Source organism: Bacillus sp. PK3_68, assembly GCF_003600835.1.
Classification (GTDB): domain Bacteria; phylum Bacillota; class Bacilli; order Bacillales; family Domibacillaceae; genus Pseudobacillus.
In genome coordinates this window covers 3,695,390-3,718,752 of the sequence record NZ_NQYC01000001.1, presented here as the reverse complement: position 1 = coordinate 3,718,752, position 23,363 = coordinate 3,695,390, and the positions used below count along the sequence as shown (strand labels likewise).

General features: G+C 41.0%; 20 protein-coding genes and 1 riboswitch. Of the genes, 3 read left to right on the top strand and 17 right to left on the bottom strand.

Features of this window, described 5'->3' with window-relative positions:
* Nucleotides 1-105: 105 nt before the first annotated feature.
* Complete coding sequence (locus tag CJ483_RS18735) at nt 106-1,278, top strand: MFS transporter (RefSeq protein ID WP_120036590.1); 1,173 nt, start codon at nt 106-108, stop codon at nt 1,276-1,278.
* Nucleotides 1,279-1,315: 37 nt separating this feature from the next.
* Here CJ483_RS18735 and CJ483_RS25840 read toward each other — a convergent pair whose 3' ends face one another.
* From CJ483_RS25840 to CJ483_RS18655, 17 genes are all read right to left on the bottom strand, one after another.
* Complete coding sequence (locus CJ483_RS25840; protein ID WP_481747748.1) at nt 1,316-2,404, bottom strand: methyl-accepting chemotaxis protein; 1,089 nt, start codon at nt 2,402-2,404, stop codon at nt 1,316-1,318.
* Nucleotides 2,405-3,131: 727 nt separating this feature from the next.
* Nucleotides 3,132-3,219: riboswitch (cyclic di-GMP riboswitch) on the bottom strand.
* A 336-nt stretch (nt 3,220-3,555) separates the two neighbouring features.
* Nucleotides 3,556-3,825 (bottom strand): hypothetical protein, encoded by a 270-nt coding sequence (locus tag CJ483_RS18725; protein ID WP_120036588.1) that lies wholly within the window; start codon nt 3,823-3,825, stop codon nt 3,556-3,558.
* Between the two features lie 276 nt (nt 3,826-4,101).
* Nucleotides 4,102-5,361: an ethanolamine utilization protein EutH gene (gene eutH, locus CJ483_RS18720; protein WP_120036587.1), complete on the bottom strand. Its 1,260-nt coding sequence runs from the start codon at nt 5,359-5,361 to the stop codon at nt 4,102-4,104.
* Between the two features lie 436 nt (nt 5,362-5,797).
* Nucleotides 5,798-6,457: a DUF1266 domain-containing protein gene (locus CJ483_RS18715; protein ID WP_120036586.1), complete on the bottom strand. Its 660-nt coding sequence runs from the start codon at nt 6,455-6,457 to the stop codon at nt 5,798-5,800.
* A gap of 16 nt (nt 6,458-6,473) precedes the next feature.
* Nucleotides 6,474-7,967 carry a tetratricopeptide repeat protein gene (locus tag CJ483_RS18710; protein WP_120036585.1) on the bottom strand — a complete coding sequence of 498 codons (1,494 nt, stop codon included), beginning with the start codon at nt 7,965-7,967 and terminating at the stop codon, nt 6,474-6,476.
* On the bottom strand, nt 7,967-9,667 hold the full coding sequence (locus CJ483_RS18705) for a molecular chaperone HscC (RefSeq protein ID WP_120036584.1): 1,701 nt from the start codon (nt 9,665-9,667) through the stop codon (nt 7,967-7,969). The genes CJ483_RS18710 and CJ483_RS18705 overlap by 1 nt, the downstream gene beginning before the upstream one ends.
* A gap of 254 nt (nt 9,668-9,921) precedes the next feature.
* Nucleotides 9,922-10,563: a FusB/FusC family EF-G-binding protein gene (locus tag CJ483_RS18700; protein WP_120036583.1), complete on the bottom strand. Its 642-nt coding sequence runs from the start codon at nt 10,561-10,563 to the stop codon at nt 9,922-9,924.
* Between the two features lie 139 nt (nt 10,564-10,702).
* Nucleotides 10,703-10,966, bottom strand: coding sequence for a CD3324 family protein (locus CJ483_RS18695; protein ID WP_120036582.1), 264 nt, complete (start codon nt 10,964-10,966; stop codon nt 10,703-10,705).
* Nucleotides 10,967-11,229: 263 nt separating this feature from the next.
* Nucleotides 11,230-11,865: an SDR family oxidoreductase gene (locus CJ483_RS18690; RefSeq protein WP_342754371.1), complete on the bottom strand. Its 636-nt coding sequence runs from the start codon at nt 11,863-11,865 to the stop codon at nt 11,230-11,232.
* Between the two features lie 10 nt (nt 11,866-11,875).
* The gene (locus CJ483_RS25540; RefSeq protein ID WP_342754370.1) at nt 11,876-11,980 is read right to left on the bottom strand and encodes an SDR family NAD(P)-dependent oxidoreductase; all 105 of its coding nucleotides are present in this window, start codon (nt 11,978-11,980) and stop codon (nt 11,876-11,878) included.
* A gap of 191 nt (nt 11,981-12,171) precedes the next feature.
* Nucleotides 12,172-13,434 carry an L-lactate MFS transporter gene (locus tag CJ483_RS18685; RefSeq protein WP_120036581.1) on the bottom strand — a complete coding sequence of 421 codons (1,263 nt, stop codon included), beginning with the start codon at nt 13,432-13,434 and terminating at the stop codon, nt 12,172-12,174.
* A gap of 109 nt (nt 13,435-13,543) precedes the next feature.
* Nucleotides 13,544-14,101, bottom strand: coding sequence for a helical membrane plugin domain-containing protein (locus tag CJ483_RS18680; RefSeq protein ID WP_120036580.1), 558 nt, complete (start codon nt 14,099-14,101; stop codon nt 13,544-13,546).
* Nucleotides 14,094-17,030 (bottom strand): formate dehydrogenase subunit alpha, encoded by a 2,937-nt coding sequence (gene fdhF, locus CJ483_RS18675; RefSeq protein ID WP_120038153.1) that lies wholly within the window; start codon nt 17,028-17,030, stop codon nt 14,094-14,096. Before fdhF ends, CJ483_RS18680 begins: the two co-directional genes overlap by 8 nt.
* Nucleotides 17,031-17,262: 232 nt before the next feature.
* Nucleotides 17,263-17,991, bottom strand: coding sequence for an amino acid ABC transporter permease (locus CJ483_RS18670; RefSeq protein WP_120036579.1), 729 nt, complete (start codon nt 17,989-17,991; stop codon nt 17,263-17,265).
* Between the two features lie 26 nt (nt 17,992-18,017).
* On the bottom strand, nt 18,018-18,716 hold the full coding sequence (locus CJ483_RS18665; RefSeq protein WP_120036578.1) for an amino acid ABC transporter permease: 699 nt from the start codon (nt 18,714-18,716) through the stop codon (nt 18,018-18,020).
* Between the two features lie 95 nt (nt 18,717-18,811).
* Nucleotides 18,812-19,660: a transporter substrate-binding domain-containing protein gene (locus tag CJ483_RS18660; protein ID WP_120036577.1), complete on the bottom strand. Its 849-nt coding sequence runs from the start codon at nt 19,658-19,660 to the stop codon at nt 18,812-18,814.
* An 18-nt stretch (nt 19,661-19,678) separates the two neighbouring features.
* Complete coding sequence (locus CJ483_RS18655) at nt 19,679-20,431, bottom strand: amino acid ABC transporter ATP-binding protein (RefSeq protein ID WP_120036576.1); 753 nt, start codon at nt 20,429-20,431, stop codon at nt 19,679-19,681.
* A gap of 194 nt (nt 20,432-20,625) precedes the next feature.
* Between CJ483_RS18655 and CJ483_RS18650 the strand changes: the two genes are divergently transcribed.
* Nucleotides 20,626-21,789: an acyl-CoA dehydrogenase family protein gene (locus CJ483_RS18650; RefSeq protein ID WP_120036575.1), complete on the top strand. Its 1,164-nt coding sequence runs from the start codon at nt 20,626-20,628 to the stop codon at nt 21,787-21,789.
* Nucleotides 21,790-22,330: 541 nt separating this feature from the next.
* Nucleotides 22,331-23,314 carry a GMP reductase gene (gene guaC / locus CJ483_RS18645; RefSeq protein ID WP_120036574.1) on the top strand — a complete coding sequence of 328 codons (984 nt, stop codon included), beginning with the start codon at nt 22,331-22,333 and terminating at the stop codon, nt 23,312-23,314.
* Nucleotides 23,315-23,363 lie beyond the last annotated feature (49 nt).

Sequence of the window (23,363 nt, the reverse complement as noted above, 5' to 3'; positions counted from 1 at the left end):
ATATACTCGTGCTTTTCATATATGTATAGTTATTCCTGCTGTTCCGTACCTGGAGAGCGCTCTTACATATGAAATAATTTCTGCTGAAGAAAGGTGTCATGCGGGTTGAATAAAAAATTAATTGTATACGTCGTAGCTTTTGCTGCTTTTTTCGGTCCTTTTACACAAACCATCTATGCACCACTCATACCGGAAGTACAGCAACAGTTTCATACCTCTGAATTTGTAATCAATTTAACTATTTCTATTTTTACTCTCGTACTAGCTCTTATGCAAATTGTTTATGGGCCTCTTGCAGACAAGCTGGGGAGACGAAGGATTATGTTGCCGGGAATTTTAATTTACATAGCTGCATCGATTGGAGCGGCTCTTTCCCCTTCTATTCCATCTCTTATCTTCTTTCGCGCTGTTCAGGCAGCCGGTATTGCAGTCGGCTCTGTCGTAGCTACTACTGTAATTGGGGATTTATTTACCGGGAAACAACTGGGAAGATCAATGGGGACTTTCCAAATGATGGTATCTCTTGGTCCCGTTGTAGGCCCAGTAATTGGGGGAATTGTTGGTGAGGTCTCTGGATTTCACGGGGTTTTTTGGGTACTTGCTGCTACTGGAGTTATCATGTGGCTATTGACATATAAGTTCTTACCCGAAACAAAGATAGCGGGAGAAGAAAGTGGGAGAATTTCTCCCCGAGACTTTTATTTTATTTTAAAACACCCGATCGGTTCTGTCGTTATTCTTCTAGGGTTTGTTCAGTACTTTACATTTTATAACTTTTTGGTGTTTATGCCTCACCTGCTTTCTGACTTTTATCAATTATCCGCAAGCGAAAAAGGACTTATTTTTCTTCCTATGTCGCTAGGTGTTGTTATCGGCAGCTTTGCAGGCAGTCGTTTGCAGGAGCACTTTAATACAAAAAAGTTTCTTATTTTCAGCTCTTCATTAAATGTTGCAGCTACAATCCTCTTTGTCATCATAGCTGCCGTCTCGCTGCCGCTATTGGTTGGTAGCATTACTTTATTCGGTCTTTGTCTAGGGCTTTCTCTCCCTGTTCAAACCACCTTACTAAGCCTCGCTTTTCTCCATAATCGGGCGACAGCGATTGGGACATATAATTTTTTTCGCTACCTCGGCATGGCAGCTGGTCCCATGATTGGTGCAGTATTTTATAAAATGGGGAACCGGGTGGAATTTCTTTTTGCTGCCTTCCTTTTTGCATCTGTTGTTTTATTCGCTACAAGGCAATTTGTTCGCGCAAAACAAAATGTATCGGCTTAAATCATCTCTATGCCCTCCTCAAGGAGGGCATATTCTTTTAAACAGTAAATTTACGCACTAAGCCATTAAGGTCCTCAGCCAGTTTTGACAACTTTACGGCATTTTCAGCAATCTCTTCCATTGAGCTGCTCGTTTGCTGAATCGAGGCAGAAGTTTGTTCAACTCCAGCTGCCGATTCTTCAGAAACCGACGCAATATTTTCAATCGATCTGTTCATCTGTCCACTGCCCGTTACTATTTGGTTCAAATTTTTGGAAACAAATTGGACTCTCTCTGTCATTTCAGAAATAGAAGCATCAATTTTTTCAAACATTGCTCCTGTTGTCTGAATTTGTCCCATCCCCTTCCCAACTTCTATGTAACCAGCTTCCAAGGAATGAGCGACCTCAGATGACTCTTGTTGAACATCTGAAACAATAGCTGTAATGTCTTTTACAGAGTGCGAGACTTGGACGGCTAATTTGCGTACCTCAGCTGCAACAACAGCAAACCCTTTTCCATGTTTACCTGCCCTTGCTGCTTCAATCGCAGCATTTAACGCCAATAAATTCGTTTGTTCAGCAATGGCCTGAATGACTGCTACTAATGATGAAATTTCTTGTGATTGACGATCAAGTCCTCTTACTCTTTCAACAGAAGCCTGCATAATTTTGTCAATCTCTCTCATCTGATTGACAGAGGAACTCATTAAGCGTTTTCCCTCAGTAGTTAATTCTGAAACAGCTTTTGAGGCTATATAAATGTGTTCGCCGCTGCTATTTGCTTCTTGAATCCTTTCAATATAGCTGGCCATGACCTCTGAAAGGTCATTTACCTCATGGGCCTGGGATTCGGCTCCCGCCGAAAGTTGTTGCATAGTAGCTGCTGCCTGCTGGCTGCCCTCTTTCACTTCACTAGCCGCCTCGGTCAGCTCTCCACTTTGACTGGTTACTATTTCAGATGTAACGGTAATTTTCTGGATTATATCCTGTAAGCTCTCGAGCATTTGATTCATAGCCGAACTGAGTTGGGCAATCTCATCTTCCCCTTCATAATTACTTTTCTTGATCTGTAAATTCCCCTCCGAAATACTATCGGCCATCTCAACCACCCGGTTCAAGTGATGCCTCACCAGACGATTGATCATAAAAACAGCTGCCGAGCCAATGGCTGCAGATAAAATAATGGAGAAAATTAATACAGTAATCGATTCATTCAAACTATGCTTTGCTTCATTAGACGCTAACTTTCGCTGTTCATTAATCATGCTTTCCAATTCTGCCAGCTTTCCGACCGTTTCACTTCTCAAAGCCTGTGTTCTTTGTCTGGCAAGCAATGTCTCTAATTCATCTCCACTTTTGACAGCAGGTATAACTTTGTCATGGAAAACCTTACTTACTTCTTTATTATTTCCTTTAATCCACGCAAAAACCTCTTCTTCTTTCTCTGTTTTAATTGTTGCCTCTAATTCTTTTTCAAGCTTAGTAAAGGCTTGTTTCCTTTCCTCAAATCCTTTGACAAACCGCTCGTCAGGGTTATTAATATAATCCGCAATTCGAATGTCTTGTTCGCTGAATAAAGAAGCCATTTTTGTCATTTTGATAGCTCGGTCTCCCTTTTGCTCAAGAGCGGCAATATTCTCTTTAACATCTACCAGCTTTACGTAAACAACTATGGCAGAGAGACAGAAAAGTAGAATAACCACTCCTAAAGCCAATCCGTACTTTTTTCCAATACTTAAATTTTTTAGCAGCTTCGATAACAAGACTTCCCCCTCCTTCTGTCTTTACAAAAATAAAAGAGCTCCTTTCGTCAACGTAAATCCAAAAATAACTTTACGCGGATGGCCAGAAGAGCTCTTTGTAAAAAAACAGTTCGGCAGCCCGGCCATCATGGTACATTCCATGTTTTAGACCTGTGGCTTTTCGTCCCCGACTTTCATCGAGTTTGCCAGTATAGATAATATAGATAAATAGTCACATATCCCTTTTCTCAATCATACATAATTTTACCAATTTAAGCAATTATAACTATTCGTTCTATTCTGTCTTTTCCACAAGTAATGTGGTAGTCCCATCCACTATATAATCTAATCAAGTGAGATAGTTGCGAAAAACAGCGCCAATCAAAAACCAATTTATATAAGTACATGCACATGAGTATAAATTACTAAACCAGTTACAAAAGGAGATAAAATAAAGGGTGGATAATAAAAAAGGTTCAGCATATCATTATTAGCTGAACCTTTTCTCTCGTAATATTATTTCCTTACACAACAAAATAGTAAATGATTCCACGCTATCCACCAGATATCTCCTTCATCCGTTCTGTTACTTCCATAAACCATTCTTTCTGATTTAAATCCACTGTTAGTCTAGCTAAATCAAGAAGTTCATCCGCTGTTAAATCGTCATTCATCAGTGTCAACTGATGATAGCTGTATCTGTGTTCTCCAACTGGCTTTCCATTTCTGATCACAAACACCATCGCACCATGGTAGCTTGCTTCCAATACAAATCCAACGGCATTTCTGTTTTTGATTTTTACCCAAGCTCCTGCTTTATACAAGTTAATGCCCCCATACCCCGCCTTCCGCGAGTTTGTTTTCCCGTCTAATTCCCGCGACATGATGAGCAGCACAAACGAAAACATGATTTACACTATTATATTCAGCTGGCGCTTTCAATGACAACCTGGCTATTATATTTCATGCTTCTATTGAACAATTCATTGACAGCCTTGTTTTTAATCCCCTTATAACTGTTCCCTTGTAAAAATTTTTCTTATACATATAAAGACAAAGAAATAGAGATGCAGTCTTTATCCTGCACCTCTATGGAATCATCAGCTAGTTGCTTCAAGTGGATCTTCAGCTGCTGTATTTTGTTGTTTCTTTGTCTTGTTCTCTAACTTCTCCAGCCGTTCAATCTCCAATGCTTTCGGGATAGAAATCCAGTAGCATAGAAGAATCGCCAAAACAGCACCAAGAAACTTACCGAGCATTACTGGGATAATAATTGTCGGCTGGAAGTTAGCTGGAAATGCCAATTGATCCCCGATCATCCATCCACCTGAAATGGCATAAGCAATCGTTAATACTTTATCTTTTGCTGGCATGTCTTTAATAATTTTAAAAAGTGCCAGAGGATTGGCTGTGGCTGCAATTACCCCTGCGCTGCCGATGCTGCTTAAACCGAGCAGCTTGCCGAAGAATTGCAGCGGCTTTGCCAAATACTTTTGAATGGCATAAACCATCGGGAAAGCTCCTGCAAGCATAATACCGATATAACCGGCAATTTCCAGTCCTCTAAATTGATCTTTTGCATCGGCAATAATTGGATCGAATCCCCAATGGCCAAATATGGCAGTAAATACGCCGGTAAAATATTCGACGATCGTACATGCCAGTACGAGTTTCATAGCTGTGCTCATGAACCACCCAATGGCCATAAAGCCTTTGATCATCAGATTAGGAAACATTCTCAAACCGACAGCAATAAATATTCCAACCGCCGTTAACGGAATAAGATTAATTAAAATTGTCCCAATAGACATGGACAATTGATAGGTCGGCTCAGCCGTCGTGCTGATTGTGTCCCTGATCTTCGTTTCTGTCAGTGCCAAAATGCTCGTTGTAATAAAAACGCTAATCGGCACAGTCAAAACGCCGGACATCATTCCAAGCGCTAAATATTTATGATCGCGCTTTTGCAACATAGCAAGTGCAACAGGGATAGTAAAAATAATATGAGGCCCCATAATAATGCCGTTAACAGTGGCAATAATCCAATTTTCACGATCACTAGCCAGCACATCAGCCAGCTGATAGCTCCCCATGTCGCTTGAAATAAGGGTAGTGGCGGCCATAGCTGGATCAGCCCCAATTGCAGAAAAGAGTGGACCAAAAGCAAATTCAATAAACTTTGATAAGTACGGAATTGATGCTAATGTAGCAGCAATCGGAATAAAAATCGGTCCAATTGTGTGAATCCCCTGAATGAACTCTTTGCCCATTCCTTCTTCTTCGTTGCGCACAGCTGCGATCGCTCCGATAATAACAAAGGCCATAATTACATAAATCACATAAGTACCGAGATGCTCCATAGACATTCTCCCTTTCAGTTGCAAAGTGGTCGTGCGGTTAAAAATTTCCACACCAGTAAAATAAATACATAAAAATACTTTTTTAATATTTGCAATTTTTATGCCTAAATTCACAAAAAAGACAAAATTTAGTTAATTTTTGTTTCTTTTTCGCTTCTATTCCTCCCCTCAGTTCTTAAATCATCAGTAAAGAAGGCGTTGTTCAACAGCAGCTGCTTCTAAAAGTTTTTAATGATAGACAAAATAGCGCTTTCATTTTTTGAGTGTTTTTTATGAATTCATGCATAAATAATTCATTTCTTCATATTTTTTGTCACTTTTGGTTACTTTTACTCTCTTTCTGTCATGATTCTTGGGAAGTTATTTCACTGTGTTCATTACAGAATAAATAGAAGGCTGCCCAACACCTTGTTTTGGGGCAGCCTTTCTTTATTATTCAAATTTTCGTATCCCACTTAACCTTTTGAAAGGGACTATGCCGAGAGGAGAGCAATTTTATGATCGCAGGCTCCTGCACCATAATATACTGTGGATTCTTTAATTGAGCACTGTCCACAAATTGTACACCAATCGTATAAGCCGTAATGTATTCAAGCCAGCTTGAATACGAAGATTGAGCGAGACGTGCAGCTTTCAACATATAGTCGTAAGCTTCTTCTGAATCTAGATAACCCACTTTCCAGCCAAATCTGCTTAACACAATACAAAAGGCATAATCAAAGGCAGCTATATTTTGAGGTGACACTCTTCTAAAATATTGATTAGTAAAATCTGCTTGTTTCTTCAACTCTCCGTCATCGGGTAGTGAATGGATACCCGGCTGGCGATTGTCCTCCGAAAAAATGGTCAATTGATTTTGAAGCTGGCTAAACTCCTCTTTTCTCCCAGCATCTATTAGCCAGTCAAGCACTCTCCTCATGCTTTCATGGTCGCTGACATCCCATTGTTCCAACGTTTTTCTCATTTCCCTCTTTTTGAACCCATACCTTTGATTAATCGCGTAATAGTAAGCAAACTTTCCACTGAAACATACAGCCGTCAGTGCATACAAGTAACGATGAGTCCTTCTTTGTTGTCTTGAAATACGCAATACCATCTTTCCCCTTCTCCTCTCAATAACGGGCGGCCCGCCAGGACTTCCATAATTCTCTTACAACTCGCCATGTTGTCCAAATAAAAAACGCAAACCATGCATAGGCTCGAAAATCAAGAAAACTTAAGTCGATACTGTCTGTAAAAAGAGAGAAAAAAAACACCAAGGTAAATAATAAAGGATTTATGTATACAGCATTTTCAAGTTCTAGCCAACTATAGACCAGCAGGCCAAGAAGAAACAGAATTTTAATTTTAGGAAGGTAGAGGAAAAGGAAGGAGATGTTTTTGAGCAAACTAGGTTTATTCAGTTCTTTGCTCAGTTCCCTTGCAGAAGGGCGCTGCCTCCTCTTTTGTTCTCTTTTGTTCTCTTTTGCCATGAAGGCATGAATGCTTGCTAAATAAGAGATCGCTTCGCTGTCATAAGCTTCCTTTTTCTTTATTCGTTTAAATATATCTCTTGATTCGTTCAGCTTTCCCTGTTCGTACAAACTTTTGCCGTAGATACTAAGTGTGTCAAGATGATCTGGCAGGAAAGAAAGAATTTTTTCGCATTGTGCAGCGGCTTCTTGCAAATGCTTTGATTCATAAAGAACGTAAGCAAGCATCACCTGTGCGTCTATATCATCAGGGCTGATCTTCACCGCCCGGGCAAGTGCCTCTATGGCCTCCTTCATACGGCCCGTCCGAGAAAATAGACTTCCCTGTAAGCGGAGAAGTTCAGGATCATCCGAAAAAATCGCATAAGCCTTATCAAACCATTCCTCTGCTTTTTTTAGCTTATTTTCCATGAACTCTTCCACAGCCAATTCCCTGTAGGAAAGATACGCATCGTAATTCATCTCACCGGCTTGAAGCAAACATGTGTAAGAAAGCTTTGGATAAAAATCGGCTAGCTGTTTTTTATAATAAGAAGTAAACCAACTAGAGGTTCTTTCTTGAAAATCTTCTTCGTCTTCTGTTATTTCGTGACTCCATTGGAAGCTATTATCAATAAGCTGCCAAATATTATTTGGCAAGTAGGGGTGCTCGTGTAAAAAATCTAGCAAACGGTCACTCACTTCTTCTTTAAGCTCCAGGTTCCAAATGACATCAGAATTTAATAGTTCTGTCCATTTATCTACACTTATACGGTCAGAGAAATTTTCATATAACTCTTCAGCCTTTTCAAGAAAACTCTCTACTAATTCTTCATTTCTACGAAAATGAGTTTGCGAATCTCTCCAATCGATCCATGGGGGAGTCTGTACATACACCTTCTCTTCTTCGTAGCTGTCCTCCCATTCATGTTCTTCATTCCCTAGCCATCTCTCGTCTTCCTGCACTGCTGTTCCTTGGGGACTGAATGCTATTTGTTTCTGATGCTTCACCGCCCAATCATAGGCTTCTCTTAACTTTTGGTATCCTGTTGGATCCTCTTCGGGATGATGCACTTTCAACTTTTTAGCATAGGCCTTTTTAATGACAGTCAGGTCATCCGTCGGTTCAATCCCTAGCATGTCCCATGCTGTCATCAATAATCAGTCCACCTTTCAAAGGAAGCTAATTCGGCCTTGAAAACTTGCGCCGCTTTTTTTATGTCTATTTCATTTTGTGAAGCAAGCACCTGTTCGAATCTTTCTAATAAGAAGGCAATTTTCTCTCGCTTATCTCCTAATGCTTCTTCATACAACCTTTCGCCTTTAGCCAACAGCAGCCTATTTTCGGTTCTCTCGCGAGGATGAATTTTAATCGATTTTAGCTCTTCCATTCTCGCTTCGATCTCTGCTTCGGTCAGATGTCCAGGATTCTGCTCAATCAGCATCGTCTTTTTTTCACCCGTACTGATGATCGTGACTTCGACTTCTAGTAAACCGTTCAGATCATACGTGTACCGAATATCTATTGCTTGATCACCAGCGGCAGCGGCAGGAACCTTTACTTTTAGTTCATCAAGCTTTAAGTTATTTTCTACACGGCGGCTCTCTCCCTGATAAACATCCACAAGAATTTCTGTTTGTAAATCATGCATGGTGTAAAATCGTTCTACCTTGCTGACCGGTATTGGAGTATTACGCTCAATAATAGGTTTGAAGTGACCATCCTCTATTTGCTGATGACTGATCCTTTTAGATATACTCGTTCCCAATGTGTACGGACAAACATCTGTTAAGATCAACTCTTGCAATGCTTCATTTCTTTCTTTAAGAGCCACTTGCACGGCTGCTCCCATTCCAACTGCTTCGTCCGGATGAATAGTGGAGAAAGGAAGCCGTCCGAACATCTTACTGACAATCGTCTTAATAATAGGCATTCTTGTTGCACCACCAATAAGAATCACCGCATCAATTTCATCTATGTGAAGGGAAGCGTCTCTCAACGCACGCTCAACGGGCTGCCGGAGTCTTAAAATTAACGGAGCAGCCAGCTTTTCAAATTCACTGCGGCTGACTGCAATTTCGTACTCCTTGCCGTTATATGTATAGTTCATTCTTCCTGTATGCTCCTGGCCGAGCGCACGTTTACACAACTCCGCTTGTTTAAATAAAACGGAGCGAGCATTTGCATCTAATGCATTCAGGTCTAGTTTTGTCATTTCGATAAAATAGGAGAATAGTAAACTTGTAAAATCTTCTCCTCCAAGAAAGTTATCTCCCGCGATCGATTTAACCTCCATGATGCCTTCAAAAAGCTCTAAAATAGATATGTCAAAGGTGCCGCCTCCTAAGTCAAATATAAGAAACTTTGTATCTGTCTCTTCTAAATGAAGACCATAAGCGAGAGCCGCAGCAGTTGGTTCACTAATTAACCGGTCTACTTTTAGACCGGCAAGTTCCGCAGCTTTTTTCGTAGACTTACGTTGCCTGTCGTTAAAATAAGCTGGCACACTAATAACGGCTTCAGTCACCGGCTCGCCAAGAAATGCCTCAGCATCACTTTTTAGAGACTTTAAAATAAAGGACGAGAGCTCCTCTGGAGAGAACGTGTAAGAGCCTAATGAATAAGCTTTCTCGCTACCCATGTATCTTTTAAAAATAGAAGCAGTCAAATCCGGGTGCGAAATCAGACGCTCCTTAGCAATTTGTCCAACTAGTATTTCACCGTTATCATCCACACTAACGATGGATGGAGTAAGGTGTTCTCCAAGTACATTTGGAATGATTACCGGGCCATTGTCAGACCAGTAAGCAGCGAGACTATTAGAAGTCCCCAAGTCAATGCCAATCGTTGCCATATATGTTTCCCTCTTTCCAACAGCTTTTCCACTATTAATTATACTTTACATTATTTAGTATAATTATAAAAAACAGCCTAATGAATAACAACTGATACCTGATTTATCATACGAATGGACCAGAAATATAACAAAATAGATCATTTTACCTAAAAGCTTCTTGAATCAAAAACAAAAGGCATGCTAGATCTTAGCATGCCTTAGATGATGGCCAACGGATGGATAGTTGCAAACCTTTGTCTTCCTTTTGATTATTATTGATGATTCAGCCGATCAATAAATTCTTGCAGTTTATCGAGCGTCGTTAAGTTTTGATTACACTTTTCGCTATCCCGGCAAATATAGTTGCCCCTTTTTGTGAATGTTCCTTTTTCTGCTCTCTTTACTTCAGCAATAAACATACCGGTCTCTTCATAGCCGTTGCACAATGCACAAATGCCTTTTTGATTGGCAGGAGTAAAGGTCCCTTGCACCCCCGTAAGTTTTTCATTATGATAGGCTACTAAATATTTTTTGTTTGATCCTTTATCGTACCATCCAAGGTAGGAAATTTCCCTTAGATCTATGTTTTCCATGTCCGGCAACTTCAGCTTCTTTGCTTTAGGAAACAATTTTTTTAAGCTCTGTTCTGTGATTTTCTTAAAAGGAATCACATAAGGCTTGATCCCCGCTAAGAACTTCTCTGCCTGCTCTTTGTTTTCCACCCCTGTAATAGGACTGAGCAGCTGTCGCTGTTCCTCAGTGAGATCGGTAAATGCCTCAGCTATATTTTCTTCAGCCATCGCCTTTAATGCCTTTAATACTCCCTCATGTTGAGCAGCCGCATGGCCATTAACGAGGTTTTTAGCCTGTCTTTTAATTAAATTATATTGGTCATTTCTTATGAAAGCTTCCATGTTCTTCACTCCTGTTCATTCTTCTTTCTACGTTAAACGATTCATCTTTTTTTGAAAGGCAAAGAATGACTAGGAAACAAATTTGCCATAAAAAAGCACTGATTTATCTAAAAGATAGTCAGTGCTTTCCTGAAGTGCATTATTTAGAGTAGACGATTTTCTTAATGGTTTCAACGGAAAGACAATACTCATCTGCCAATCGTTCAATCATCTCTCCATTTTGAAATGCTCGCCGAATAGCAGCATTTCGATCGTCAATAAACTTCCTTCCTCCAGAACGGGATCCCCATTTTTGATACGCCGTTTTAGGTTTTGGAATGTAAATGGTTTCCCCTTGCACATATTTTTGAATTTCAATGATTAATTGTTCTGGTAAAATAGCAGTTGCTTTTACATATTTCACTTTTGCCAGCTCCTTATTCTTTTTTAGAAATAAAATAAGGTGCAAAGCCAAAGGAAGATAGAAATACGGCAACTCACTCAGGCGATGATTTTAAAGAATCACCCCATGCAAAGTATCGCCCTTTCTAAACCCAGGCTTTGCATGAGACGCTGCAAACTTTGGCAATTTGCTCTCGATCGCCATACCATCACCTCCCTGCTATTTATTGTAAATCCTTTGTACAGTTTCATGCCAGCCTTTCATGTTCATTTACAAGAAATTTTTTAATAGGCGCTCCAGCCAGCATCTGCAGAGATCGCTACTCCGTTAATATAAGCGGATTCATTAGAGGCCAGAAATAAAGCAATATTAGCGATATCCTCTGTTGTTCCAGCTTTCGGCATTAAATTCACACCACGTGTGGCTACTTTCATGCCGAACTCATCAACGTTCGTCATGGTTGCAGCAAAGTTTGTTTGGACTTGCGCTGGCGCTATAGCGTTACAGCGGATATTTTGCGGCCCATATTGGGAAGCAATATTTTTTGTCATTCCTACCATTGCATGCTTGGCAGCAGTGGAGGCTAAACCGCCCCGGCCGCCGGTTAAGCCGGCAATCGATGCCATGTTAACAATCGTTCCTCCCCCATTTTCCAAAAAAACAGGAATCACTTTACGAAGAGCACGCATGACACCCGTTACGTTAATACTCATCACACGTTCCCATGTTTCATCCTTCACATTGGCCGCAGCCTGCATATTGTCACCGACACCCGCATTATTCACTAAAATATCAACTGTACCGAACTCTTTTACTGTTTCATCTATCATCTGTGCAATATCTTCTTCATCGGCAACATTCACCTTTACACCGATCGCCTCAGTATGTAACTCTTGTAGCTCCTGTACAGTTTGCCGCAAAGCTTCTTCATTAAATGATCTTTACTCCCTCTTTCGCATAAGCAAAAGCAATCTCCTTGCCGATACCGGCTGCACTTCCAGTTATAATCGCTACTTTGTTTTCAAGCCATCTCATAATGATCACCTTTTCTAAATTGATTGGACCTTTTTTGAAATATATAACCGCTAAATTGACTACAGATAAAGTATAAGTGAGGAGGTATACTTGAGCAAAAATTATGATTAATTGTTTATGGATGTACGTCCCACTTTCTTCACTCATTAAAAATGATAGCTATTTTAGCTATCATTTTTAATGAGTATACATCATGCTTTTAGTGTTGTTCCTAACACTTGATTTTCCTTCCGTACCTTTCGAATATTTATACGAATTAATAAAGAAATCAGAAGTGCTGCAGCAAAAGCTGCGGTAAAAATATATAAAGTCAATGAATAACTATCGGTCACTTCACGGATATTCGAAACAACTACCGGACCAACGAGACCGGCCGCTGCCCAAGCGGTTAATATATAACCGTGAATGGCACCGAGCTGCTTTGTGCCGAATAGATCTCCAATATAAGCTGGAATAGAGGCAAAGCCACCACCGTAGCAGGATAAAATAATAAAGATCATTAACTGGAATAAGAGAGGATTTGTTACATTTGGAAGAAGCAGAAAAGAAATCAGTTGGATAGCGAAAAATGTTGTATAGACGTTCGGACGGCCAATATAATCAGATACAGTCGCCCACCCAATCCGGCCAAAGCCATTAAACAATCCCATAATCCCAACCATAGTGGCAGCTGCAGCAGCCGATAAACCAGCAATTTCCTGCGCCATCGGTGAAGCAACAGAAATAACGGCAATTCCGCATGTTACATTAATAAATAGCATAGACCAAAGCGCCCAAAATCGCATGGTCTTTACTGCTTCATTGGCTGTTAACTCGGACAAATCGGCGGTTTTCCATCTGCTCTCATTCTGTACATTTTCCATTCCTTTCGGGAGCCATCCCGCTGGAGGAGGAGACAAATACAGAGAAGATGAAATCATAAGAAGAAAATAAACCGTCCCTAAGAGGTAAAAAGTATTGCTGATGCCAACCGCGTTAATAAGCTGGTCAATGATGGGGCTTGCAATTAACGAAGCAAAGCCAAAGCCCATAATGGCAAGTCCGGTTGCAAGCCCACGGCGATCCGGAAACCATTTAACAAGAGAGGATACCGGTGTAATATAACCAATTCCAAGCCCAATGCCGCCCATTATCCCATAAAAAAAATAAAGTAAATAAAGTGATCCAATGCTATTAGCAAATCCGCCTCCAATCATGCCCATAACAAAAAAAGCTGTTGCAATTAACCCAGAAGCTCGAGGTCCATATTTTTCGACAAAATGGCCCATAAAGGCGGCTGATAACCCTAGAAAGAAAATAGCGATACTGAATGTGAGTGAAATCTCTGTTAGTCCCCATCCATGTTCTTTATTCAGCGGATTCGTAAAGACACTCCAAGAATAAACCGATCCGATTGAAATGTGAATACCGACTGCTGCAGCGGCGATCAACCACCGATTTTTTACTTTTTCCATTCCCCTATTCCCCCTTTCTTCCCAATTGTATTTAAAGCGCTTTTATTTTATGAGCAAAAAACGAGGCAAACCGATACACTCGCTAAGCGGAGTACCGGTTTGCCCTTCTTTAATTTATCCATCCTTTTTTCTTTAAGATTAGAAATCCCGCTAGAGATAAGCCAGCAGTCGCCAACCATCTGCTGCGTCCTTTTTTTTGCTTTTGTGTTTTCTCCGTTTCCATTGCTCCTTTTAAAAAAGAAATCAAAAAGAGCAGCGACTCTTTCCAATTTGTCTGTTTAAAAAGCTGAGCGAGAGAGCGGTCTCCCTCACTCCATTCCGCTACCTCATCCAAACCGCTATTCAGTCTTTCAATGATAGGGCCAAGCTTCTCAACGTTTAACTGACCGAGCGTACCAATTAAAAGCAGCCCGTTTTTTAGCGTTTTTGCCGCTCCCGGATTATCCATTGCCTTGACGAGCACATCAAGCACTCTGTCCCCTTGATCAAATAGGCCAACCGCTAAATCCATGCCGCCGCTTTTATAGACTTTATCCAATACATTCATAAAGGCCTGAACCGCCTCTTTATGCTCAATCAGCATCGCTTCTATTTCCTGTAAATCTCGCTGCCGCTGCTCTTCTTCACTTAGCTCCATGCGTCGGATCTGAGTAATTGCTTTAGCCACGCTTTAGCACCCCTTTCTTTACGAGATCGCCAGGAAAGATATAATCAGGACGTGCCCATTTTTTCTCTACTTCTACACCAATCTGCGGGTTTGGATTGCCTCGTCGGTGATTGATACGCGGAAGTGGATCTTCGCCTGTTTGTTGGATAATCTCCATTTTAGCTTTTACTTCTTTATAGGCTGGTGTGTCCGTATCTTTATCGGCCCGACTGCTCGTTAAGTAGTTAATGGCGCCTTCCCCTGAATCATTCATTGGCAGGTACACTTCTTTTCCTTTTACTCGGTCGGTCACATGGCAAGGCACCTTCACACTTCCGTACGGTGATGTTAAACGGACGACTGTTCCATTCTCAAGTCCTCGCTCTTTGGCCAGCTCTGGTGACACTTCCAGGAAGACACTTGGAGTTTTGGATGAAATCCCTCTTGATTTGTACGTTAAATTTCCCTCATGGAAATGTTCAAGAAGTCGACCATTATTTACTTGAATATCATATTCCTCTTCATATTCCATCGGCTTAGTCCACTGTACAGGGAAGAGTTTCGCTTTCCCATTCGGGAACGGGAACTCTTTTTCAAAAAGGAGCGGAGTGTCTGTTCCGTCAGCTGCTACCGGCCATTGCAGCGTATTGTATCCCTCTAGTCGTTCATAGGTCACTCCTGCGTAAAGTGGCATTAAGCTTGCAGCTTCTGCCATAATTTCACTTGGGTGATTATACTCCCAGCCAGCGCCGAGACAGTTAGCAATTTCCATAATAATCTGCCAATCCGGTTTTGACTCACCAAGTGGTTCAAATATTTGATACAACCGCTGGATGCGGCGCTCTGTATTTGTAAATGTACCTTCCTTTTCAAAAGAAGGAGCGGCAGGGAGTACAACATCCGCAAATTGAGCCGTCTTGGAAAGAAAGATATCTTGAACAACGAAGAAATCTAGTTTCTCAAACGCTGCATGCACGTGGTTTATGTTAGAATCAACCATCGCCATCTCTTCGCCTTTTATATACATGACTTTGACGTTTCCGTTATGAATCCCTTCTACCATTTCATGATTGTTCAAGCCTGGCTTTGCCGATAGGTTTACGCCCCACCCTTTCTCATATTTAGCGCGAACTGCATCATCCTCTACCTTCTCATAGCCTGGGAATCTTTCTGGCATGCTGCCGAAATCGCTCGCTCCTTGCACATTGTTGTGTCCACGTAAAGGATAGCTTCCTGCTCCTGGCTTTCCATAGTTACCGGTTACAAGCAATAAATTCGAGATAGCTGTGCTCGTATCGCTTCCGCCAAGATGCTGAGTGACACCCATGGCCCAGAGGATACAGGTGGAGGAGGCTTCATGAACGGTTTCAGCAATCTTGATGATCTGTTTCTTTGGAACACCGGTAATTTTTTCAGCATATTCCATTGTGTATGGCTTGAGGCTTTTAATATATTCCTCCCAACCATCTACACGTTTTTTGATAAACTCTTTGTCTGCCCATCCCTTGTCAATGATATATTTCGTAACCGCTGAAATCCAAACAAGGTCCGTTCCTGCTTTTGGTTGAATAAATAGATCAGAGCGCTCCGCCATTTCATGCTCACGCAAGTCAGATACAATTAACTTCTGCCCTTTTAACTTGTGCGACCGCTTCACTCTTGTTGCAAGTACCGGATGCGATTCAGCCGTATTTGACCCAACAATTAGAACCAGACCAGCTCTCTCAATGTCCTTGATTGTTCCCGAATCCCCGCCGTAGCCAACCGTTCGGAAAAGCCCCATCGTTGCCGGTGTTTGACAATAGCGTGAACAGTTGTCGATATTATTGGTTCCAATAACACCACGGGCAAGCTTTTGCATTAAATAAGATTCCTCGTTCGTACACTTAGATGAACTGATAAAAGCAAAAGAATCCGGTCCGTGCATTTCTTTTGTTTCTGTAAATTTTCTCTTTATTAAATGAAGCGCCTCTTCCCAATCTGCTTCACGGAATGTATCACCTTCTCGAATAAGCGGCTTCGTAAGACGCTCTTTACTGTTCACAAAATCCCAGCCGAACTTTCCTTTCACACAGGTGGAAATCCCATTGGCTGGTGCTTCTACCTGTGGTTCAACTTTCAAAATTTCCCGCCCTTTTGTCCAGACATCGAAACTGCAGCCGACCCCACAATACGTACAAACTGTTTTAGTTTTTTTCACGCGGGCCTCTCTCATAGCTGATTCCATATCAGAAACCGGCATGATCCAGCTATAGCTCGTCTCTATATTTTTCGTTAGTTCAATCATTGGGCGGAGCGTATCTTTCGCAAGGCCTGTTAAATAACCTGCCTCGCCAACCATTCCTTTTTCCATCATGGCGTTGCAAGGGCACACCGTTGAACAATGCCCGCACGATACGCAGGATGACTCGTTAATATCAACACCGTGATCCCAAATAACGCGCGGACGTTTGAGGCTCCAGTCAATCGATAGCGTTTCTGTTACCTGGACATCCTGACAGGCCTCTACACAGCGCCCGCATAAAATACACTGGTCCGGATCATAGCGATAAAAAGGATTTGAATTATCTACTTCATAGGGCTTTGGCGTAAATGGCTCGCTCTGATGTTCAATTTTCATTTGTTTTACCGTGTTATGTACTTCGCAGCGGCCATTATTATAATCACACACCGTGCAGTACAGCTCATGATTATATAAAATACGATCCATTGCGAGGTCTTGTGCCTTCTTTACCTCTTCAGAAGCCGTATTGATCACATCTCCATCGTGAATAAAAGTAGAACACGACCGGACAAATTCTCCATTTACTTGCACAATACATGTATCACAAGTTTCAATAGGCCCAAGGGAAGGATGATAACAAACACTCGGTATATCGACCGATTGCTTCTTAAGCGCTTCCATAATGGTCATTTCTCCTGGTATGCTTACATTCTGATCATTAAGCATAATATTTACATAATTCCCCACAGAAAGAACCCCCTCTTTTTTATGATTTTGCTGCGAATGTCCCTTTATTGCTGACGAATGGTCAAGCAAATAAATAAGTCAAAACAGAACAAACATTCTGTTTTTTGCCCATACTTTTTTTAAAAGTACCCTGTTTTATAAGCAATAAACAAAAAAGACAGCAATTGCCCGCCTTTCTGAAAAAGGCAAACAATTGCTGTCTCGTATACACTTATAAAGTGGCGGCTTTCAAATCTGCTCTCGCTTCAAAGCGACTCATTTTTCTTTCAATTCTTGAAAAAGCAATTTCACATACTAAACAAATTGTCCAATAAATGATAGATGCTACCAAGTACATCTCCAAAAAGCGATAGCCATCATTGGCAATGATCCTCGAAATCGCCAAAATCTCCATGACTTTTACTGCAAAGGCTAAAGAAGTTGCTTTAATCAAATTAATAAACAGGTTGCCCATGTTTGGCAAAGCGACTAGAAATGCCTGAGGAAGAATGATCCGATATAACCCCTGGGCTGTCGTCATTCCAACCGAATAGGCAGCTTCCATTTGTCCAGCGCTTGTTGCATTAATGGACGCCCGGAAAATCTCGGCCTGGTAGGCTGTCGTATTGATTGTGTAAGCAATCAATGCATAAATGAGCGGGGAAATATTATCCGCGTTCAATTCCCAGCCAAAACGAGGATTCAAATAATCGAGCAGCACCGGAACACCATAAAAAAAGACATACAGCTGAACGATTAATGGAGTTCCTCTTATAAATGAAATATAAAGAATAGATAGCTGATTTAACACAGGTACTTTGTATATTCTCAAAAGAGCGATTCCTAAACCGAACAGCAGCCCTAATGCCATGGCAACGATGGCTATCGTCAATGTCCACGGTACTCCTTTTAATACAGCGGGCACTTGCTCTAAAGCAAATTTAAAGTCAATAATAGCCACAACTCATCACTTTCCTTAGAAAAATATTACTTTGATAAACCGACATGTCCTTTTTTAAACATTTTTTCGGCGAAGCTGATAATCATTTCGATGACAATACAAGCTCCCCAGTAAACGAGAGAAATGACGATATATACTTCAAACATTCCCATCCCGTGATTGTTCCCCAAAATGATGCGCACCTGTCCCATGATATCAATGATGCCAATTGTGAAGGCAAGTGACGTATCTTTTAATAACTCAATTATGTTGTTGCCTAGGTTCGGTAAAGCGATCACAAACGCCTGCGGCAGAATAATTCTTCTTAAAGCTTGCGAGTAGCTCATCCCCACACTATAAGCTGCTTCTAACTGTGCTTCACCGACAGCTAAGTAAGCTGAACGGATCACTTCTGATAAATAAGCAGCCGTATGAAGTGAAAAAGCAAGAATCACAAAGATTAGACGATCCCAGCTGTTAATATCAATATTAAATACTAGCAGCAATTGCGGAAGCCCGAAGTAAATAAGAAACAACTGAACCAAAAGCGGCGTGCATCGGGTAAATGATAAGTAAAAAGTGGCGATTTGATAGAGAACGGGCTGCTTTTGTATGCGGATAATGGCTATCAGTACGCCTAAAATTAAAGCAAAAATCAATGAAACTCCCATCATAAATAACGTTAAGGGAAGCTTGTCCAGCACTTTAGTAAATAAATCAATCCAATCTTGCAAGCTTGTACTCATCTTTCTCTCCACCTAAACAGATCATTAAATTAATAAGATAAAATTCACAAATATAATTTTCCGGAGTAAGCGGCAATCGCTCATTCCGGAAATGATTATTTTTTATATTCAAAGCCTTTTTCGTTAATGTACTCAAGATCCTTAAAAATATCGATATCGAACCACTTCTCGGCAAGCTTAGGAAGGGTGCCGTCCTTAATCAGTTCCTCTGTCGCTTTATCCATTTCCTTAGCCAATTCTTTATTTTCTGAATCAAACACAACATAAATCGGCTCTTTAGAAACAACTCCTGCCACCTTTAAATCCAAATTCAGATCTTCCTGAACCGCATCAAATGTAGTTTTATTAAGAAACACTGCATCTGCTTTTCCAGCTGCTACACGCTTTAAGTTATCCGCATTTGAAGGATGATCGATGCTTTCAATTGTCACCTGGCGTTCTGGATGGCTCTTGTTATAACCGTTTAAGATCGAGCGCAGTCCGCCGCTTGGAGACATAGGCGCGAGTTTTTTACCAACCATATCATCCAATGTCTTAATGTCATTTCTATCTTTCTTTGTAATTAGCGTGGTAAGAGAGTAGCCGTACCCATGCTGCGGATAAAGGAATTTTTGTTCTCTTTCCGGATTTTTAAAAAACCAATTAATCGCAAAGTCAAACTTCCCTGTATCAACGCCGACTAAATTCGACTCTTCTTCACCAAAGGTGTATTCAAACTTATATTGTGGCAGCTTTTTTTCTATTTCTTTTAAATAATCCATATCGTAGCCGATCGGATTATTCGATTCATCCGTATATAAAAACGGCGGATTGACCTCATCACTTAATGCCACTTTAATAATTTGTTTTCCATCTTTCGTTTTCCCACTTTCACTGTTGGAGCAGCCAGCAATCACAAAAACGGAAACGGCTGCTAAAAAAACTGTCAACCAAATGCGCTTCATCTCTATGTATTCCCCCTATTAAATTTCATATTCTGGCTCTCTGACAAGCCTTTTCAAAAATTGCTTTGTTCGCTCATGCGTTGGATGGGTTAATACTTCATCAGGCGTTCCTTGCTCGACAATCACCCCGTCAGCCATAAAAACAACACGATCAGCTACTTCTCTGGCAAAATCAATTTCGTGAGTGACGATGACCATCGTCATTCCCTCACTGGCGATTTTTTTCATAATAGAGAGCACTTCACCGACCATCTCAGGATCAAGAGCAGATGTCGGCTCGTCAAACAAGATAACAGAAGGGTTTAAGGCAAGTGCCCTGGCAATGCCGACCCGCTGCTGTTGTCCGCCGGAAAGCTGGGCCGGATAATCATTTATCTTCTCACTCAGACCTACCTTCTGAAGCAAATTAATACTGAGATCGCGGGCTTCTGTGGCTTTCATTTTCTTTGCGACAATTAACCCCTCCATTACATTTTCCAGAACAGTTTTATTTTTGAATAAATTATAGTGCTGGAAAACCATGGCTGTTTTACGTCTCAACGTCAAAATGTCTTTTCTTGAAGCGTTTTTTCCTTCAATTGAAAACCCATCGACAGAGATGGTCCCTTCATCTGGCCTTTCTAAATAATTAATGCAACGGAGAAGAGTTGTTTTCCCAGATCCGCTCGGCCCGACAATAACCAATACATCCCCTTTATTCACTTGTAGGTCGATCCCTCTTAAAACAACATTCTTTTTAAAGCTCTTTTTAATATTAGTTAATTCAACCAATCTAACTCCCTCTCTATCAGCTCAATGAATATATCCAAACATTAACATAACAATTCCGGGTTGTAAAGTTGGTTTTCAAAATCTATAATAGAATTGTAGAATAATTGGGAATTTAATTGCTTGACGTAGGAAACGAATAGGTCTTGAATGGAAAGTAATTGAAGTTAACCGATTTTATTAAGGAAGTGTGGAATGTGTCCAAGGAATTATTTATTAGAACAAGCCTGCAAAGAGAGTGGCTGGAAAAATTATTGAAGTATGAGAAAGATTTTAAAGAAGATTCACAGGAAAACGATAAACAATCATCCTTTCCTAAGAAAAATGTCAACAAGCTGGTTGAAATGGGTTATACAAAATTAACCTTGCCTGTCGAATATGGGGGCGAGGGCATCAGGGTGACTGACATGGTACTTCTTCAGGAAACCATCGCGAGCTTGGACAGTGTAACAGGATTGGCGATCGGCTGGCATCAAGGGGTTGTTGGCGAGCTGTATGAAAAAAAACTCTGGGAAAAAGAAAAGCTAAAGTCCTTTGCTCAAGAAGTGTTGAACGGCGCTTTAGTGAACAGGGCAGTAAGCGAAGCGCAAACCGGCAGTCCGACCCGTGGTGGCCGTCCTGGAACTAATGCAGTGAAAAAAGGCAGCAAATGGGTGATTTCCGGACAAAAGAATTTTACAACAATGTCACCTGTATTAACGCATTTTCTCGTATCCGCATGGGTCGAAGAAAAACAAGGAATTGGCTTTTTCCTTATTCCGAGAGATTCCAAAGGGTTGTCTATCAAAGAAACCTGGGATGTCATCGCCATGAGGGGCTCTGAAAGCCACGACCTTGTATTGGATCATGTAGAAGTGGCGGAGGAAAACTTCGTAGAATTAAATCACGGACCAAGAGGTGACAAGATAAATGGCTGGATTCTGCATATCCCCGCCTGTTATTTAGGCATCGCCCAATCCGCTCGTGATTATGCACTGAAATTCGCTGTGGAACATTCACCAAATAGCATTAGCGGATCGATCAGCCAGCTGCCAAACGTGCAGAGTTTGCTCGGTCGCATTGATCTGGAACTAATGAAAGCACGCCATTTCCTCTACAGCGTAGCGGAAGCTTATGACGATGCTGAGCGCCGGTCTCATATAACGAATGAACTGGCAGCTGCCAAGCATATTGTAACAAATTCAGCTATTACGATCGTTGATTTGTCCATGAGACTAGTCGGTGCTAAAAGCCTGCAAATGTCTAACCCACTCCAAAGATATTATCGGGATGTAAGAGCTGGGCTTCATAACCCGCCAATGGATGACATGACGATCTCAAAACTGGCGCAAACCGCTATTAAAGAAGCAGAAAATAAATAAACCGTCCTTCTCGAGGCAGCTAAGTCTGTGGAAAAACTAGGCTTCAGCTGCCTGTTTTTATTGGGGTTATGATTTATTCTCCTTCCAGGATAATTGCTCGTCTCTTCTCAGAGTAACCGCTTGAAGAATCTTCAAAATGGGCCGAATAAGTAATCATGCACAGCCGATAATAAACAAAATTGTGCCTGCTAATTTAGCTGTTTCCTAAAGAAAAAGAATACTTCCTACCAAAAATCAAATACCAATCATGATTTCATTTGCTAATCAAATCAAGTGATAATTTCTATTAAAAAACAGTCCGTACTTTCCGGCCTTCAGCTCTATGTATTCTTCTGTTTCTTTACTTTTGGTATGTCACTCCGCCCTTCCCCCTGTCTATCTTTATAAACGATTTTTCTCTCTGATTTTTTAGAAAGATGCCGCTTTTCACATCTCTTTCACATAAAAGCTTTGACATCCCCTCAAAAATGAGGTACATTACCTTTTGGACGAACATTTTTTTAACAAAAATATTTAATATTCGTTTTTAGGGGTGTTAATCATGGAAAATGTGTTTGATTACGAAGATATTCAATTAATTCCGGCAAAATGTGTTGTAAATAGCCGCTCAGAATGTGATACAACTATCAACTTTGGCGGGCGGACATTTAAGCTGCCTGTCGTGCCTGCCAATATGCAGACAATTATAGATGAAAAAATCGCTGTTTACTTAGCCGAAAACGGTTACTTCTACATTATGCACCGCTTTAAGCCAGAGGAGCGTCCAGCTTTTATTAAAGACATGCATTCACGTGGACTATTTGCCTCTATTAGCGTAGGCGTCAAAGAAGAAGAATACAGTTTTGTTGAACAGTTGGCTGAAGAACAGCTTATACCAGAGTATATTACGATTGATATTGCCCATGGCCACTCTAATGCGGTAATAAAAATGATCCAGCATATCAAAAAACATTTGCCTGAAAGCTTCGTTATTGCAGGAAACGTCGGCACACCAGAAGCGGTCAGAGAGTTAGAAAACGCTGGTGCAGATGCAACAAAGGTTGGCATTGGACCAGGTAAAGTATGCATTACTAAAATTAAAACTGGATTTGGAACTGGCGGCTGGCAATTGGCTGCGTTGCGCTGGTGTGCAAAAGCAGCAAGCAAGCCAATTATCGCTGACGGCGGAATCCGTACCCATGGGGATATCGCTAAGTCTATTAGATTTGGCGCATCCATGGTAATGATTGGCTCATTATTTGCCGGACACGAAGAATCTCCAGGAGAACTTTTCGAGCAAGATGGAAAGGTTTATAAAGAATATTTTGGGTCCGCTTCAGAATTCCAAAAAGGTGAAAAGAAAAATGTAGAAGGCAAGAAGATGTTTGTAGAATATAAAGGGCCTTTACAAGATACGTTAACTGAAATGGAACAAGATCTTCAATCCTCTGTTTCTTATGCTGGAGGAACGAAGCTGGAAGCTATTCGCAATGTGGATTACGTCGTTGTTAAAAACTCTATTTTCAACGGTGACAAAGTTTACTAATTAGCGTTTATATAGGGCCAAGAGCGGCTCTCCCTATCTAAGGAGAGCC

What these genes read in the sequence shown, in the direction of transcription:
- CJ483_RS25540 (WP_342754370.1), bottom strand. Translation starts at nt 11,980, where the DNA reads ATGAGATGGCTTGAAAACAAAGTAGCGATTATAACTGGAAGTGCAGCC.
- fdhF (WP_120038153.1), bottom strand. Translation starts at nt 17,030, where the DNA reads ATGCTTAATGATCAGAATGTAAGCATACCAGGAGAAATGACCATTATG.
- CJ483_RS18715 (WP_120036586.1), bottom strand. Translation starts at nt 6,457, where the DNA reads ATGGTATTGCGTATTTCAAGACAACAAAGAAGGACTCATCGTTACTTG.
- CJ483_RS18705 (WP_120036584.1), bottom strand. Translation starts at nt 9,667, where the DNA reads ATGGCAACGATTGGCATTGACTTGGGGACTTCTAATAGTCTCGCTGCT.
- CJ483_RS18700 (WP_120036583.1), bottom strand. Translation starts at nt 10,563, where the DNA reads ATGGAAGCTTTCATAAGAAATGACCAATATAATTTAATTAAAAGACAG.
- CJ483_RS18685 (WP_120036581.1), bottom strand. Translation starts at nt 13,434, where the DNA reads ATGGAAAAAGTAAAAAATCGGTGGTTGATCGCCGCTGCAGCAGTCGGT.
- CJ483_RS18660 (WP_120036577.1), bottom strand. Translation starts at nt 19,660, where the DNA reads ATGAAGCGCATTTGGTTGACAGTTTTTTTAGCAGCCGTTTCCGTTTTT.
- CJ483_RS18665 (WP_120036578.1), bottom strand. Translation starts at nt 18,716, where the DNA reads ATGAGTACAAGCTTGCAAGATTGGATTGATTTATTTACTAAAGTGCTG.
- eutH (WP_120036587.1), bottom strand. Translation starts at nt 5,361, where the DNA reads ATGGAGCATCTCGGTACTTATGTGATTTATGTAATTATGGCCTTTGTT.
- CJ483_RS18710 (WP_120036585.1), bottom strand. Translation starts at nt 7,967, where the DNA reads ATGACAGCATGGGACATGCTAGGGATTGAACCGACGGATGACCTGACT.
- guaC (WP_120036574.1), top strand. Translation starts at nt 22,331, where the DNA reads ATGGAAAATGTGTTTGATTACGAAGATATTCAATTAATTCCGGCAAAA.
- CJ483_RS25840 (WP_481747748.1), bottom strand. Translation starts at nt 2,404, where the DNA reads ATGATCAATCGTCTGGTGAGGCATCACTTGAACCGGGTGGTTGAGATG.